General features: G+C 73.2%; 8 protein-coding genes. 7 read left to right on the top strand and 1 reads right to left on the bottom strand.

Annotation, left to right across the window (positions count from 1 at the left end; genetic code table 11):
• The first annotated feature begins 93 nt into the window (after positions 1-93).
• The 7 genes from ACFYV5_RS08925 (at position 94) to fxsT (ending at position 11,930) form a co-directional block, all read left to right on the top strand.
• Positions 94-612, top strand: a complete 519-nt coding sequence (locus tag ACFYV5_RS08925) for a CU044_2847 family protein (RefSeq protein ID WP_389166061.1) — start codon at positions 94-96, stop codon at positions 610-612.
• Entirely contained in the window at positions 609-2,816 is a 2,208-nt protein-coding gene (locus ACFYV5_RS08920; protein ID WP_389166058.1) for a trypsin-like peptidase domain-containing protein, read from the top strand. Before ACFYV5_RS08925 ends, ACFYV5_RS08920 begins: the two co-directional genes overlap by 4 nt.
• A 109-nt stretch (positions 2,817-2,925) precedes the next feature.
• Positions 2,926-3,933: a MoxR family ATPase gene (locus ACFYV5_RS08915; protein WP_355108136.1), complete on the top strand. Its 1,008-nt coding sequence runs from the start codon at positions 2,926-2,928 to the stop codon at positions 3,931-3,933.
• Positions 3,934-3,940: 7 nt separating this feature from the next.
• A complete protein-coding gene (locus ACFYV5_RS08910; protein ID WP_389166056.1) occupies positions 3,941-7,132 on the top strand; it encodes an SAV_2336 N-terminal domain-related protein in 3,192 nt (1,063 codons plus the stop codon).
• Positions 7,133-7,285: 153 nt separating this feature from the next.
• Complete coding sequence (locus ACFYV5_RS08905) at positions 7,286-7,489, top strand: hypothetical protein (RefSeq protein ID WP_355108132.1); 204 nt, start codon at positions 7,286-7,288, stop codon at positions 7,487-7,489.
• 72 nt (positions 7,490-7,561) lie between these two features.
• On the top strand, positions 7,562-8,839 hold the full coding sequence (locus ACFYV5_RS08900; protein ID WP_389166053.1) for an aKG-HExxH-type peptide beta-hydroxylase: 1,278 nt from the start codon (positions 7,562-7,564) through the stop codon (positions 8,837-8,839).
• 58 nt (positions 8,840-8,897) lie between these two features.
• Positions 8,898-11,930, top strand: coding sequence for an FxSxx-COOH system tetratricopeptide repeat protein (gene fxsT / locus ACFYV5_RS08895; RefSeq protein WP_355108371.1), 3,033 nt, complete (start codon positions 8,898-8,900; stop codon positions 11,928-11,930).
• A gap of 72 nt (positions 11,931-12,002) precedes the next feature.
• On the opposite strand, the gene ACFYV5_RS08890 is transcribed toward fxsT, so the two are convergent.
• Positions 12,003-15,797: a multifunctional oxoglutarate decarboxylase/oxoglutarate dehydrogenase thiamine pyrophosphate-binding subunit/dihydrolipoyllysine-residue succinyltransferase subunit gene (locus ACFYV5_RS08890; protein ID WP_355108128.1), complete on the bottom strand. Its 3,795-nt coding sequence runs from the start codon at positions 15,795-15,797 to the stop codon at positions 12,003-12,005.
• Positions 15,798-15,895 lie beyond the last annotated feature (98 nt).

Below are 15,895 nucleotides of genomic sequence, written 5' to 3'. Positions count from 1 at the left end.
TCAGGATAGGCCGTGGTCTTGACGGGACCCTCGCGCTCGTCGGTGCCGGCGACTAGCCTTCTTCATCATCGTTTCGGGGAGCGGGGGGCCGCTGTGACGCACGGGATCGCTCGTATACGGCTGGACGACGGGACAGAGGTCTGGGCGCGGATCAGCGAGCCGGACGAACTCGACCGGGGCAGCGGATTCCAGGACACCGGCATCGGTGACCGGGTCGTCTCCATGGCCGGCGGACTCACCGACGTCGTGCGCGGCGTCGTCGGCTCGCTGCGCGCCGGGCTCGACCCCCAGGCACCGGTCGAGGTCGCCGTCGGCTTCGGCATCGAACTGTCCGCGCAGGCCGGCAAGGTGATCGGCGTCCTCGCGGACGGCGGCGGCACGGCGTCGATCTCGGTCTCCCTGACCTGGACCGAACCGGGCCCGCCCCCGCCGGCGGACCCGGCCGCCACCACGGCGGCCGATCCGGCCGACCCGGCCGCCACCACGGCGGCCGATCCGGCCGACCCGGCCGCGACCCCGGCGCCCGGGCACGCACCCGCACCGGTGCCGGGCCCCGCGCCGGCCCCCGACACCGGACCGCATCACCGTCCGGCGGCCGATGGCGCCGTATGAGCGCCTTCGAATCCCTCGTGCGCCCCGCACTGGTACGCATCGCGGCTCCCGGTGACGGGTATGACCCGCACGGCGACCGGTACTGGGGCACCGGCTTCTTCATCGCCCCCGGCTGGGTGCTGACCTGCGCCCATGTCGTGGCAAAGGGGGGAAGCGCGGTGTGGAAAGGCGAGCGGGCCGTCGGCATCGTCCGGGACGGCGGCGTGACGACCGGCGAGGTCGTCCTGGCCAGCCCGCGCCCCGCCGTGCCCGAGCAGCGGCTCACCCGGTGGGACTTCCCGGACCTCGCGCTCGTCCGCGTCCCCGACGCCCTGGACGCCAGCTGCGTACGGCTCAGCGAGCGCAGGCCCGTCATCGCCGAACCCGTCCCGGTCGCGCTCTACGGCTGGTCCCGGCAGACCGGCCGGCTCGGCATCCGGGACGCCGTCGGTGAGATCCACGGCGTCGACGGCGAGGCCTTCCTGATGCGCGGGACCCAGCCCGTGGAGGGACTCTCCGGCGGTCCGGTGGTGGACCTGGACCGCGCCGTCGTCATCGGTCTCAACAAGGGGCGTGGCGCGGACGAGGGCGCCGCCGTCCCCATCACGTCGCTGCACCTGCTCCGCCAGGCCCGGGGCGGCGACGTGCTCACCGAGGTCATGCGGGACCACGACCGCCACCACCTCGCCCGCTACCGCTCGCTCTCCGGCGAGCCCGACTGGACCAGGGCGCAGCTCCGGCACCGTCCCCCCACCCTCCTCGGCCTCGATCCCGGCCGCCGCATCCACCTGTACGGGCGGCTCGCCGAGCTCCCTCCGCCCACCGGGCCCGGCGACGTGCTGCACCTCGTCGACGAGGCCCGGAGGCTGACGGTGGGCCACGACATCCGGCCCGTGCTCGAAGTCGCCCCGCACACCTGGCGCGAGGGCGTCGGGCTGCTCCACGAACTCCACGAGCCGAACCGGGAAGCGGCCTCCGACCTCGGGCTGAACGCCGTGTACGTGTACGCGGCGAAGGTCGTCCGGCACGTCAGGGAACGGCACGGCGACAGCGCGGCGGTCCGCGCCCTGTCCGCCTGGCTCACCGACGCGGCGGCGGAGACACCGCTCGCCGTCCGCCAGGCCATCGCCGCGACGCTCGCGGCCGGCCGCGCCACCGGCCGTACCACCGGGGCCCGTTCGGCCCGGGACCCCGGCTCGCGCGCCGACGTCCTCGTCGAGATCGACACTCCGCGCTACGGCCGGAGGTTCCCCTGGCGGGTGAAGCTGCTCTTCGACGGGCGCACGATCACCCCGCTGCACGGCGACGACGAGGGAGTCGAGCGGGAGCGGCTCCGGGACACCCTGCGCGAGCCGCTGGCGGACGCGCTGGCCCGGGGCGACCGCGGAGAGCATCTGGCCGCCGTCGAGGCGCTGTTGCCGCGCGAGCTCTTCGACGAACCCCTCGACACCTGGCGGCTCTCGCCCGACGACGAGCTCTTCGACGAACGCTCCCTGCCCCTCGGCCACCGCCGGATCGTCGTCATACGGGACGCCGGCCGCCACGCGCGGCCGCCGGCGCCCGAGTGGTACCAGCGGTGGCGGACGGCCGGCCTCGGGCCGCTCAGGGCGGTGCCGCTGCGCGCCGAGGCGCTCGGGGCGGGACGGGAGGCGCACGGGCACGCGGCGCGGATCCGCCGGGAGTCGCCCCGGCAGACCTGGGTACGGCTCTCGGAGGCCGAGGACGGCTCGGTGCCCGTCTACTGCGGTCCCGTGGGCAGCGGTGACGGGCTCAAGGCCATGGCCGCCGCGCTCGCCGCCGGCCACCCCATCGCCCTGTGGCGGAGCGGGGCCCAGGACCACACGGACTGCGCCGAGTTCCACGACCGGGCGGACCGGCTGCTCATCAAGGCGGGAACGGCCGAGGGGCTGCACGGGCCGGTCATCTCGCTGCGCAGGCGCGTGGCTGCCGACGCGGACGCGGAAGCCGATACATACCTGGACGCGGGCGTCGACGCGTACACGGACCTGGCCGCGGGCTCCGACCCGGACCTCGGCCTCACCCTGACCCCGTACACCGACGACGCCACCCCGCACACCGGCGCGGAGAGCGAGGGCGTCGGTCCGCCGGTCCGTTCCGAGCACGCCTGGGCCGCGCATCTCGCCGTACTGTTCGATCCCCCCGACCGTCCGCCGCACGAAGATCCGCTCCAGGGCCCGCCGATGCTCGGCGAGGAGGACTGGTGACCCCGCCGACCCCCGGACAATTAGTCCGGTTTGTGCGTCGGCAGCCGGCGCGGGTGGGCGGTATTTTCGACGGGCCGGGCCATGCCACCACAGCCAGGAGGAGTTCATCGTGAACGATTGGCGGATCTACCGTGGTGCCGGCCACCCGCACGACGAGATACGGCGGTTGCCCGCCCCGCCGCCCTGGCGGGACTTCTCGGCCGGCGGTGCGGACGACACCCTGGCCGGCTCCGACCGACGGCTCGGCGTGCGCCGCCGCCTGGTCCAGAACCACCACCCCCGGCCCGCCGAGACCGACGCCGTCAACGCGGCGCTCTATCTGCGCCGACCGCTCCTGGTCACCGGCAACCCCGGGACCGGAAAGTCCACGCTCGCCCACGCCGTGGCCCATGAACTGGGCCTGGGCCGCGTGCTGCGCTGGCCGATCGTCAGCCGGTCGACCCTCCAGGACGGGCTCTACCGCTACGACGCCATCGGCCGGCTCCAGGACGTGCAGCTGGAGCGCGCCCAGGCCGGGTCGACGGTGCCCGCCGCGACACCGGCGGGCATCGGCTCGTACATCCGGCTCGGACCGCTCGGCACCGCGCTGCTCCCCTCCGAGCAGCCCCGCGTCCTGCTCATCGACGAGCTCGACAAGAGCGATCTGGACCTGCCGAACGACCTGCTGAACGCCCTGGAGGAGGGCGAGTTCGCCATCCCGGAGCTGGAGCGGCTGACCGACCGCGAGCCGGTGGTCGAGGTGCTCGACGACGACGGGCGCAAGGTCCCCGTGCGGGGCGGGCGGATCCGCTGCACCACCTTCCCGTTCATCGTGCTCACCTCCAACGGCGAACGGGACTTCCCCGCCGCCCTGTTGCGCCGCTGCATCCGCCTGGAGCTGGAACCGCCGGGCGAGGAGCAGCTGGGCGCCATGATCGAGGCGCATCTCGGGCCGGACGCGGCGGCCGGCGAGGAGGGCCTGGTCAGCCGCTTCCTGAACCGTGAACCCGGCGAGGTCATCGCCACCGACCAGCTCCTGAACGCGATCTATCTGACCCAGCACGCCCCGCGCACCGAGCGGGTGACCCGGGAACGCATCGCGGACATGCTCATGCAGCCGCTCGATCAGCCGAGGTGATGGCCGGATGCACCGGATGCATCTGGAAGAGCTCACCCGCAGACTGCGGGCCGGTGGTCAGGACCCCACCGCCGTGGAGGTCGCGGACGCCGTCTGGCTCGCCCAGTGGCTGCCTCGGTCTGCCCGCGATCCGGCGGACGGCCCGACCGGTGGCGCCTTCGACGGTGCCTTCGACGGCTCGGGAAACGGCCCGGGGGAGAACCCCACGGCGGACCGGCCGCCGGGGGAGGGGCGAGATCCGGCCATCGGCGACGCCACCGCTCCCCGTGCGGACACGGATCCCCGGAGCGACGGCGAGCGGGGCCCGGGGCGGCACGACGCGGACCCGGACGCGCGCACCGGTGCCGACGGAGCCGGGCCCGGCCGCACCTCCGACACCGTCGGCCTCTCCCTCCACGTCCGCGCCCGGGAGTCCGGCGGCGCCCGTACGGAACGGAGCAGAGCCCTGCCCGTCCGCGCGCCCGGCGCCAACGCCCTGCCCGGCCTGCTCGGGCTCCAGAAGGCCCTCCGCCCCCTGCGCCACTACGCGCACTTCCCGCTCCGGCCCGGCGAAGGTCTCCTCGACGAGGAGGCGACCGCCGAGCGCAGCGCCGCCGCGGGCATGCTCACCCCCGTCCTGCGCCCCGCGGCGGGCCGCCGCCCCGACATCCAGCTCCTTATGGACACCGGCCCCGCGATGGTCGTCTGGTCCCGCATGGTCGAGGAACTGCGCCAGGCCTGCCAGCAGTCCGGCGCCTTCCGCGACGTCCAGGTCCACCGGCTGTACGACACCGGCGAGGGCGCGCCCCTGGTCACCACCACCTCGGGAGCCGACGGACGGCCCCGGCTGCGCCCCGGTGACCAGCTCCACGACCCCACCGGCCGCCGCCTCACCCTGATCGTCAGCGACTGCGTCGGCCCCTTGTGGCAGCGGGGCGCCGCCCAGCGGCTCATCCACCAGTGGCCCCGGCAGTCCCCGCTCGCCCTCGTCCAGCCGCTGCCCCCGAGGCTCTGGCCCCGTACCGCGCTGACCGTCGAACCGGGCCTGCTGCTGCGTCCCGCGTCCCCCGGCGGACACACCGGCTTCCAGCCCGACGAGGAGCCCTGGGAACCGGTCGCCCCCGACACGCGCGCGGTGCCCGTGCTCACGCCCACCCCTGAGGCCTTCGCCTCCTGGGCGCGGCTCCACGCCGGCCACGGCTCGGGCGCGGTCCGCGGCTGGGCGGCCATGATCGCCCCCGAGGCACCGAGGAGGTCCGCGCCGACCGCATCGGCCGCGTCCACCGGCCGGGCCCGCGCCGCGCGCAGCGACGAGGAGCTGCTGCGCGCCTTCACCGCCGGTGCCTCGCCCGGCGCCCTGCGGCTCGCGGTCCATCTCGCCGCCGCCCCGCTCGCGCTCCCCGTCATGCAGCTGGTGCAGCGCGCCATGCTGCCCGACACCGGCCCCATGGAACTCGCCGAGGTCCTGCTCAGCGGGCTGCTGCGACAACTGCCCGGGCCCGCCCCGTACCCCTGCTTCAGCTATCCGCCCGGTATCCAGCAGCACCTTCTCGGCTCCCTGGACCGCAGCGCCGCCGCGCTCGTGCTCAAGCACTGCTCCGAGTACGTGGAGCGCAATTTCGGCCAGGGCATGCGCAACTTTCCCGCGCTCGCGGCGGCCCGGCTGGCCGGCCGTACCCCCGACGACGACGCGGCGGCGCCCGGGGCGATCGAGGAGACCGACGAGCCCACCGGCCCGGTCGGCACGGAACCCGAACTCTTCGCCCGCATCCCCGCGCGCGTGCTCCGCTTCTACCACCCCGACCTGATCACCCCCGATCCGCTCGCCGCGGCGCGTCGGCTGTTCGACGAGGGGCGCGGCCAGTCCGACCCCTCGCTGCTGGTCCGGGCCCGCCAACAGGCCGAGGCCGCCCTGCCGGAGCACCCCGTCGAGGCCGGGATCCTGCTCGGCAGGGTGCTGTACGCGGAGGCCGGCACCGCCGCCGTCCAGGGCACCGAACGCCGCCGCGACCTGCTGACCCGCGCGCTGGCCGAGCTGGAACGCGCCGGCGGCCTGGCCGAGCCCGGCGGCGCGGAGTGGGCCGAGGCCCGGCTCGAACAGGCCGTGGTCCACCACGGGCTGTGGCGCCACACCACCGACCCGCGCCACCTCGACGACGCCCTCGCCGCGCTCGACGGGGACGTGCCGGACTGGCCGGACGCTCACCACCACACCCTGCATCTGCGCCGCGGACGGCTGCTCCTCGCACGCGGCGACGGCGCCGCCGCGGCGGCCGAACTCACCACCGCGCTCTCCCTCCGGGAGAGCGGACCCGCGCTCCTCGACCTGGCCGACGCCCTGCACCTCGCCGGCGCCGACCCGGCCGAGATCACCCCCGTACTCGACCGGGCCGAGGAACACCTCGGCGACGGCGGCGCGCTGCGGCTGCGCTGGACGACGGCGCGCGCCCGGCTCCACGACACGGCCGGCGACGGAGCGGCCGCGGACACCGCCTACGAGGAGGCCACCCTGCTCGCCCCCGCCGACAGCGGGCACCGGGGACGGATCCTGATGTCATGGGGCGAGTCCCTGATGCGGCGCGCCGTGGACACCCCCGGCCAGGCCCCCGTCGACCGGGCCGAGAGCGTCCTGCGCGAGGCCCTCACCCGCCTTCCGGCCGCGGCGCCGGAGCGCGCCCGGGCCCGGATACTGATCGGCAGCGTGCTGGCCCTGCGCTTCCACCGGGCCGGGTTCCTGCCCGACCTGTACGAAGGACGCCACCTCCTGGAGCAGGCCGCCCGCACCACCCGGGACATCGCACTGCGCTCGGAGGTGTGGCTGCAACTGGGACGGGTGAGACTGGAGTTGAGCGAGATCGCCCGGGACGGTGCCCTCGGCGACGCGCTCACGGCGTACGAAAGGTCCTGGGAGGACGCACGGTCGGCCCGTGGTGACACCCCGGGCACGATCACCGGCGCCCGCGCGTTGCACGCGCAGGGAGCCGTGCTGCTCCTGATGGGCATGAACGGGCGGGCCCGTACGGTGCTGCGCGCGGCGGCCGGGCAGTGGCAGCGGCTGGCGGCAGCGCTGGTCGAGGTGGACTGGAGCGACGTCGAACGGACCAGGGCGCTCCTGGCGGAGGTGAGCGGGGATCAGAGCCCGCCCACGGCGCAGCTCTCCGGCGAGGACCGCCGCCGGATCGCTCCACCGTGGTGGGCATGGAACGAGACGACCGGCTAGGCGGTCGTAGAGGGGTGTTCGGACCAACGGCTGGATAACGGGGGCGTGAATGGGCGCAGTTGAGTCGAACGGGTTTCTGACTTCCTGGCGTCGGGAAGAACCGCTCCGCCGCTACGACCGTGGGGGACAGGCGTCGGTGGGGAGGAGCCGAGGGTGTCGGAGCACAAGGAGTGGGCGACCGGTGTCGACCGTGACAACGGACGGCCCGCGCACCTGCCCGATCTCGCCGCCGTGGACCTGCGGACCCTGCGCGTCATGGACGATCCCGAGCTCACGGCCGCGGTCGAACGGGTGCTCCTGCGCTCCCCGGAGCTGGTCGACGCGTGGTGCGAGGGCGCGGGGGACAAAGCCGCCTGACCGGTGCCGTGCCGACCGTCGGTTTCCGGCCGGATCCCCACGGACTCCCCGGGCCGGCGGAGGGAGGCGGCGATGAACTTCACGCCCCTGCCCGCCGGCGTCTTCACGGAGCTGGCCCGCACCCGCCCCGCCCCGGCCGACGACACCCTGCTGCGCTCCGCGCTGCACGCGCGCCGCCTGCTGCTGCTCAAAGCCCTCCTGGTCCGCGTCCACCGGCACCGCGAGGCGGTCGACGCCGCCGTGCTCCGCCGCTTCGAGACGTCCTGGCACCTGCTCGAACGGGCCGAGAGCCATCACCCCACCGTCGTGCGCGACGTGCTCGACTACCCCCTGACAGGCGCATGGCTGGCCGCCGCGCTGGCCGAGCCCGTGGGCCCCGCACTCGACCGCCACCTCGACCGTCTGGAGGCGCTCGCCGTCACCGCGGCCCTCCGCGCCGACTGCCCCCTCGACCTCGCCGTCGAGGCCCCCGGCGGAATGCTGTCGCTGCCCGGTGTGGGCCGGCAGACGGCGGGCTCCGGGCGCGTCCGGATCAGGGCGGGGTCCCGTGTCGCATGGATCCACCCCGAAGGCCACACGCACCCCGCCGCCACCGTCCTGCTGCTCACCGACCGGCGCACCGGCGCCCTCGTCGGCCGGGGGCCGGACTGGAACGGCCTGCACACCCTGCCCGACTCCACCGCCCGGCTCGACGACCTCGACCCGTACCGGGTCCCGCCCGGCGGGGTCGGCACCCCGGCCCGTACCGCGGCCGACCGCGCCGACACCGACCCCGGCGCCTGGTCCGCACACTGGCGGGCCGCGCAGGCCCTGCTCGCCCACACCGACCCGGGACGGGCCGCCGAGGTCCGGCGCGCCCTGCGCGCCGTCGTCCCGCTGGTCGCCCAGGGCCCCCGGTCCCTCGGTGCCACCCTCCGATCGGCTCCCGGCGCCGTCCTGACCTCCCCGCCGGCCGGGGCGCAGGACATGGCCGAGACGCTCGTCCACGAGATCCACCACAGCAAACTCGCCACCCTGCACGAGCTCGTACCGCTGTACCGGCAGGGCAGGGCCGCGGTGCACCGGGTCGGCTGGCGCCCGGACGCCAGGCCCATCGGCGGCGTCCTCCAAGGCGCCTACGCGCACTTGGCGCTGACCGACCTGTGGCGGCGCGCCACCACCGCCCGGACCGTGCCCCGGCCCTGGCGGTCCAGTGCCGGGCAACAGTTCGACCATATGCACGATCAGGTGGGCCAGGCGCTCGAGATCCTGCTTGAATCCGATGAACTGACCAATGAGGGACGGGAGTTCGCGCACCAAATGAGGCGGCATCACGCGAGCCTCGGCGCGGCCCCCCGGGCTGCTGGGTAACACTGTGCCCACGGCACATGACACTGCGTTGAGCGTGAGCGGGACGGGAGACGTACAGATGGCGGCGGAACAGCGGTCGGTCGGCGGCGGAGCGGCGGACCACGGCGGCAGAGCAGCCCCCGAGCATGTCCTTGTGGTCTTCCCGGGCTACCACCGGCCCTGGGCGACCTGGATCAACCAGCGCCTCGAAGCCCACGGCATCCGTGTCACGCTGCAGCGCTGGGACCCGCCGCGCGAGGTGCCGCTCGAGGACTCCCTGAGCGACCTGCTGCTCGCCCGCGGGCAGGTCCTGCTCGTCCTCAACGACTGGTTCTTCGAACTGGGCCCGCGCCCCGCCGGCGAATGGAACGACGTCCTGCGCGGCTTCGTCGCCGCCCGGGCCGAGCGCTTCGCCGCCGTCAACCTCACCAACCGGCCGCTGCTCCCCGCCACCGCCGTCCTCGAACCCGTCAGCCTCTGGGGCGTGGGCGAGGAGGAGGCCGAAGCGCGGCTCCTGAGCAGGCTCGGTCTCGAACCCCGCCGCTCCGGCGGCCGTCGCGTCCCGCCCGGGGCCTCGGCGCGCTACCCCGACACCCCACCCGAGATCTGGGGCGAGGTCCCGCGCCGGAACCCGAGGTTCACCGGCCGGGACGACCTCCTCACCGAACTGCAGGAACGGCTCATGGACGCCGAGCGCGGCAACGCGGCCTGCACGCTCCTCGGCATGTCCGGCATCGGCAAGACGCAGATCGCCGCCGAGTACGCCCACCGCTTCAGCCCCGACTACGACGTCGTCTGGTGGGTCAACTCCGACGACCGCAACGTCCAGCGCGACCGGCTCGGCGAACTCGCCGCCGAACTGCAGCTCCCCAGCGGCAACGAACCGGGTGAACGCATCCGCGCCGTACGGGAGGCGCTGCGGCGCGGAGACCCGCACTCCCGCTGGCTCGTCATCTTCGACGGCTGGGACGACACGGACGGCGCCCAGGTGCTGCTGCCCCAAGGACCCGGGCACGTCCTCATCACCTCCCGCAACCGCGGCTGGGGCGACTACACCGACGTCCTCGAAGTCCCCAGCTTCGACCGCGCCGAGTCCACCGGCTACCTGATGCGCCGCGCCGCGCACATCACCGCGCCCCAGGCCGACGAGGTCGCCGCCGAGTTCGGCGACGTACCCCTGCCGCTCGTCCAGGCCGCGGCCTGGCTGGGCGAGTCGGGGATGGAGGTCCCCGAGTACCTGCGCATGGTCCGCGACGGACGGCTGTCCACCGTCGACGAGCCCTCGGCGGGCGACGGCTACCCCAACGCCTCGCTCACCTCCTGGTCGATACTGATCAACCGGCTCCGACGCGCCCAGCCGCAGGCCATCGACGTCCTCAGCCTGTGCGCCTCCTTCGCCCCCGGCCGCATCCCCCTGGGACTCGTCCGCGCCTACCCCCAGGCGGAGCTGCCCGAGGACCTGCGCTGGATGGCGAACGACCTGCCCGCCTGGACCCGCGCCCTGGACACCCTCGTCAACTACTCGGTGCTCACGCGCGAGACCCGCGGCCCCGCGACCACCGTCGACGCCGGACCGCACCAGGAGTCCGTGCACATGCACCGGCTCGTCCACGACATCGTCGCCCGCCTCACCGACGGCGAGCACCGCCAATCACACCGACAGGCCGTCCGCGCCCTGCTCGCCGAGGCCGACCCCGGCAACCCCTTGGACAGCCGCCACTGGCCCCGGTACGCCGAACTCCTGCCGCACCTCGGCCCGTCCGGCGCGCTCACCAGCCGGAACCCGCGCGTGCAGACCGCCGTCCTCAACTGCCTGCGCTACTGCTACCGCAGCGGCGAGTTCCGGGCCGGCGCCCAGCTCGCCGAGCGGATCCGGGAGGCCTGGTCCGGCTTCATGGATCCGCTGGACCAGCCCATGCTGGACCTGACCACCCAGCAGGGCAACGTCCTGCGTTCGTTCGGACGGTTCCGCGAGGCCTACGAACTCGATCTCGCCCAGCGCGAGCGGCTCAGCGCCGCCTCGCCCCCGAACGAGCACGGCTCGTTGCTCTCCGGCAGCGCCATCGCCAGCGACCTGCGCTTCCTCGGCCAGTACCAGGAGGCGGAGCGACTGCAGCGCCAGGTGCTCTCCGAGGCGGAACGCCTGCTCGGCGACACCGAGTTCTCCACCCTGGTCGCCCGCCACAACCTCGGCGTCGTGCTGCGCTCGCTCGGCCGCTACCGGGAGTCCCACGACCTGGACGCGGAATCGCTGGTCCGCTGCGAGCGTGTCCTGGGCACCCGCCACGCCCACACGCTCAGCACCAGCAACGCCCTCGCCCACGACCTCCGGCTGCTCGGCCAGTACCGCGAGGCGCTCGCCCGCCAGGAGGCCAACGTCCGGGTGCACGTCCAGGTCCTCGGCCCGCAGCACCTGCAGACCCTGTACGCCCGGACCCAACTGGCCCTGTGCCGGCGCCGCGAGGGTGGATTCCAGCAGGACCTCGGCGCCACCATGGCCACCCTGCTCGAACAGCTGGAGCAGGTGCACGGACGCGGCCACTACATCACCCTCGCCGCCATCAACAACTACGCCAACTACCTGCGCGAGCACGGCGACCTCGACCAGGCGAGGTCGCTCGTCACCGAGGCCGAGGCGGGCTACCGCTCACTCCTCGGCCCCGCCCACCCCGTCGCCACCGGCGTGCTCGCCAACACGGCCCTGGTCATGCAGGCCTCCGGCGAACGAGCCGACGCCCTGGCCATCCTGGAGGCCGCCCTCGCCGGCCTGACCTCCTCCCTGGGCCCCGACCATCCCTGGGTCCTCGGCTGTGCGCTCAACGCCACCGCCGCCCGCAACTTCAACGGGCGGGTCACCGACGCCGCCGAACTCAGCCGGGAGACCCTGCGGCGGGCCCGGCACACCCTGGGCAACGAACATCCGCTCACCCTGTCCTGCCAGATCGCGCTCGCCACCGACCTGCGCGGTCTGCGCGAGGTCGAGGAGGCCGGGAAGCTGGAGGAGGACGCCCTGCTCACGCTCACCCGGACCCTGGGCGTCCAGCATCCGCACACGCTCTCCGCCCGTCAGCGCAACCGTCCGTACTGGGACTTCGAGGCCAACCTCGGATAGGCCCGGGAGAAACGCCGGAGGCCCGGCACCCCTCGCGGGGTGCCGGGCCTCCGTGCGTACCGGAACAGCGGATCAGGCCTCGAAGACCTCGTTGACCAGCTGCTGCTGCTCGGCCTGGTGACGCTTGGCCGAGCCGACCGCCGGGGACGAGGAGTGCGGACGCGAGATCCGGCGCAGGCGCTCGCCGTGCGGGATGTCGGCGCCGACCGCCAGGTCCAGGTGGTCGATCAGGTTGAGCGCGATGAACGGCCACGCACCCTGGTTCGCCGGCTCCTCCTGCGCCCACAGGTACTTCTCGGCGTTCGGGTACTTGGCGATCTCGGCCTGGAGCTCGGCACCCGGCAGCGGGTACAGGCGCTCCAGACGGATGATCGCCGTGTCCGTCGTGCCGCGCTTCTGCCGCTCGGCCTCCAGGTCGTAGTAGACCTTGCCGGAGCAGAAGACGACCTTGCGGACGTCGGCGGCGTTCACCGAAGCGTCGCCGATCACCGGGCGGAAGCCGCCGGTGGTGAACTCCTCCACCTTCGACGCCGCGGCCTTCAGACGCAGCATCGACTTCGGGGTGAAGACGATGAGCGGCTTGTGGTGCGGGTTGTGGACCTGCCAGCGCAGCAGGTGGAAGTAGTTCGACGGCAGGGTCGGCATCGCGACCGTCATGTTGTCCTGGGCGCACATCTGGAGGAAGCGCTCCGGGCGCGCGGACGAGTGGTCCGGGCCCTGGCCCTCGTAGCCGTGCGGCAGGAGCAGCGTGACGCCGGAGGTCTGGCCCCACTTCTGCTCGGCCGAGGAGATGAACTCGTCGACGACGGTCTGCGCGCCGTTGACGAAGTCACCGAACTGGGCCTCCCAGATGACCAGGGAGTCCGGACGGGCCAGCGAGTAGCCGTACTCGAAGCCCATCGCCGCGTACTCGCTGAGCAGCGAGTCGTAGACGTTGTAGTGGGCCTGATCCTCGGCCAGGTAGAGCAGCGGGGTGTAGTCCTCGCCGGTCTCCTGGTCCACCAGGACCGCGTGCCGCTGACCGAAGGTGCCGCGGCGGGAGTCCTGGCCGGACAACCGGACCGGGGTGCCCTCCATCAGCAGCGAGCCGATGGCGAGGGTCTCGCCGAAGCCCCAGTCGATGGTGCCGTCGTCGATGGAGGCGGCGCGGCGCTGCATCTGCGGCATCAGACGCGGGTGGACCGTGATCCGCTCGGGGATGTTGACCTGCGACTCGGCGATCCGCTTCACGACCTCCTGGGAGACCGCGGTGGAGACGGCGACCGGGAACTCGGGCTGCGGTTCCGGGCTGTGCGCCGGAGCCGGCGCCGAAGTGGCCTCGCGGACCTCCGCGAAGACCTTCTCCAGCTGGCCCTGGAAGTCCTGGAGCGCCTGCTCCGCCTCTTCCAGCGTGATGTCGCCGCGACCGATCAGCGACTCGGTGTACAGCTTGCGCACCGAACGCTTCTTGTCGATCAGGTTGTACATCTGCGGGTTGGTGAACTGCGGGTTGTCGCCCTCGTTGTGACCGCGGCGGCGGTAGCAGATGAGGTCGATCACGACGTCCTTGTTGAACGTCTGGCGGAACTCGAAGGCGAGCCGCGCGACGCGGACCACGGCCTCCGGGTCGTCGCCGTTCACGTGGAAGATCGGCGCCTCGATCATGCGGGCCACGTCGGTCGCGTACATCGAGGAACGCGAGGACTCCGGGGCGGCGGTGAAGCCGACCTGGTTGTTGATGACGATGTGGACCGTGCCGCCGGTGCGGTAGCCGCGCAGCTGCGACATGTTCAGCGTCTCGGCGACGACACCCTGGCCGGCGAAGGCCGCGTCACCGTGCAGGGCGACCGGCAGGACGGTGAAGTCCGTGCCGCCCTTGTTGATGACGTCCTGCTTGGCGCGGACGACACCCTCCAGGACCGGGTCGACCGCCTCCAGGTGCGAGGGGTTGGCGGTGAGCGAGACCTTGATCTGCTCGCCGTCCAGGCCGGTGAAGGTGCCCTCGGCGCCCAGGTGGTACTTCACGTCGCCGGAGCCGTGCATCGACTTCGGGTCGAGGTTGCCCTCGAACTCGCGGAAGATCTGCGCGTACGACTTGCCCACGATGTTGGCGAGGACGTTCAGCCGGCCGCGGTGGGCCATACCGATGACGACCTCGTCCAGGCGGGACTCGGCGGCGGAGTCGATGACCGCGTCGAGCAGCGGGATGACGGACTCGCCGCCCTCCAGCGAGAACCGCTTCTGACCGACGTACTTGGTCTGCAGGAAGGTCTCGAACGCCTCGGCCGCGTTCAGGCGGCGCAGGATCCGCAGCTGCTCCTCGCGCTCCGGCTTGGAGTGCGAGCGCTCGACGCGGTCCTGGATCCACTTGCGCTGCTTCGGGTCCTGGATGTGCATGAACTCGACGCCGGTGGTGCGGCAGTACGAGTCGCGGAGCACGCCGAGGATGTCGCGGAGCTTCATCATCGACTTGCCGGCGAAGCCGCCGACCGCGAACTCCCGCTCCAGGTCCCACAGGGTGAGGCCGTGCTCGGTGATGTCCAGGTCGGGGTGCTTGCGCTGGCGGTACTCCAGCGGGTCGGTGTCGGCCATGACGTGGCCGCGGACCCGGTAGGAGTGGATCAGCTCGAAGACCCGCGCGGCCTTGGTGACGTCGTCGTCGTGCGAGGCGTCGATGTCCTTGAGCCAGCGGACCGGCTCGTAGGGGATGCGCAGGGCCTTGAAGATCTCGTCGTAGAAGCCCTCCTCGCCGAGGAGGTAGTTCGCGACGACGCGCAGGAACTCGCCGGAGGCGGCACCCTGGATGACGCGGTGGTCGTACGTCGAGGTCAGGGTCATGACCTTGGAGATGCCCAGCTTGTTCAGGGTGTCCTGGGAGGTGCCCTGGAACTCGGCGGGGTAGTCCATCGAGCCGACGCCCATGATGACGGACTGTCCGGGCATCAGACGCGGCACGGAGTGGACGGTGCCGAGGCCGCCGGGGTTGGTCAGCGAGACCGTGACGCCGGTGAAGTCCTCCATCGTCAGCTTGCCGACGCGGGCGCGCTTGACGATGTCCTCGTAGGCCTGCCAGAACTCGAAGAAGTTCAGGGTCTCGGCCTTCTTGATGCCGGCGACGACGAGCTGGCGGTCGCCGTTGGGCTTCACCAGGTCGATCGCGAGGCCGAAGTTCACGTGCTCCGGCTTGACCAGGGTCGGCTTGCCGTCCTTCTCCGCGAAGGAGTAGTTCATCGACGGCATGGCCTTGATCGCCTGCACCATCGCGTACCCGATGAGGTGCGTGAAGGAGATCTTCCCGCCCCGGGCGCGCTTCAGGTGGTTGTTGATCACGATCCGGTTGTCGAAGAGCAGCTTCACCGGGACGGCGCGTACGGACGTGGCCGTCGGCACCTCCAGCGAGGCGTTCATGTTCTTCGCGACGGCGGCGGACGGGCCGCGCAGCGTGATCAGCTCGGGGCCGGTGGGCGCGGGGGCCTCGGCGGCCGGCTTGGCGGGGGCCGCGGGCGCCTGGGCGGCGGGCGCGGGCTTCGCCGGAGCCGGAGCGGCGGCCGGGGCGGCCGCGGCGGGCTTCGCCGGTGCCGGAGCCGGAGCGGCGGCAGGGGCGGGCGCGACGGGCGCCGGAGCGGCGGGCGCGGTGGCGGCCGGAGCAGCAGGTGCAGCCTGTGCGGGGCTCACCTGCGGCGCGGCGGCGGGAGCCTCCGTCGAGCCGGGCTTGTAGTCGGCGAAGAAGTCCCACCAGGCACGATCGACCGAATTCGGGTCCTGGAGGTACTGCTGGTAGATCTCGTCGACGAGCCACTCATTGGCGCCGAAGGCGGTTGCAGGGTTCTGACCCTGCCCGTCTTGGTCGGTGGAGATGCTCGAGTTACTGGGGGACTGAGACGACACGGCGGTAACCGCCCTCTTCCGCTTCACAAGGTGATGGACAGCGGAAATAAAGGCTACGCCTCCCTGGCCGAGAGGTGCAGGCCGGGCGCTCCAACGTC

This window comes from Streptomyces sp. NPDC003035 (assembly GCF_042888285.1).
GTDB lineage: Bacteria > Actinomycetota > Actinomycetes > Streptomycetales > Streptomycetaceae > Streptomyces.
This window is presented reverse-complemented; position numbering and strand designations above follow the sequence as displayed.

Coding starts and splice junctions, on each gene's coding strand:
- ACFYV5_RS08920 (WP_389166058.1), top strand. CDS start 609: ATGAGCGCCTTCGAATCCCTCGTGCGCCCCGCACTGGTACGCATCGCG.
- ACFYV5_RS08910 (WP_389166056.1), top strand. CDS start 3,941: ATGCACCGGATGCATCTGGAAGAGCTCACCCGCAGACTGCGGGCCGGT.
- ACFYV5_RS08900 (WP_389166053.1), top strand. CDS start 7,562: ATGAACTTCACGCCCCTGCCCGCCGGCGTCTTCACGGAGCTGGCCCGC.
- fxsT (WP_355108371.1), top strand. CDS start 8,898: ATGGCGGCGGAACAGCGGTCGGTCGGCGGCGGAGCGGCGGACCACGGC.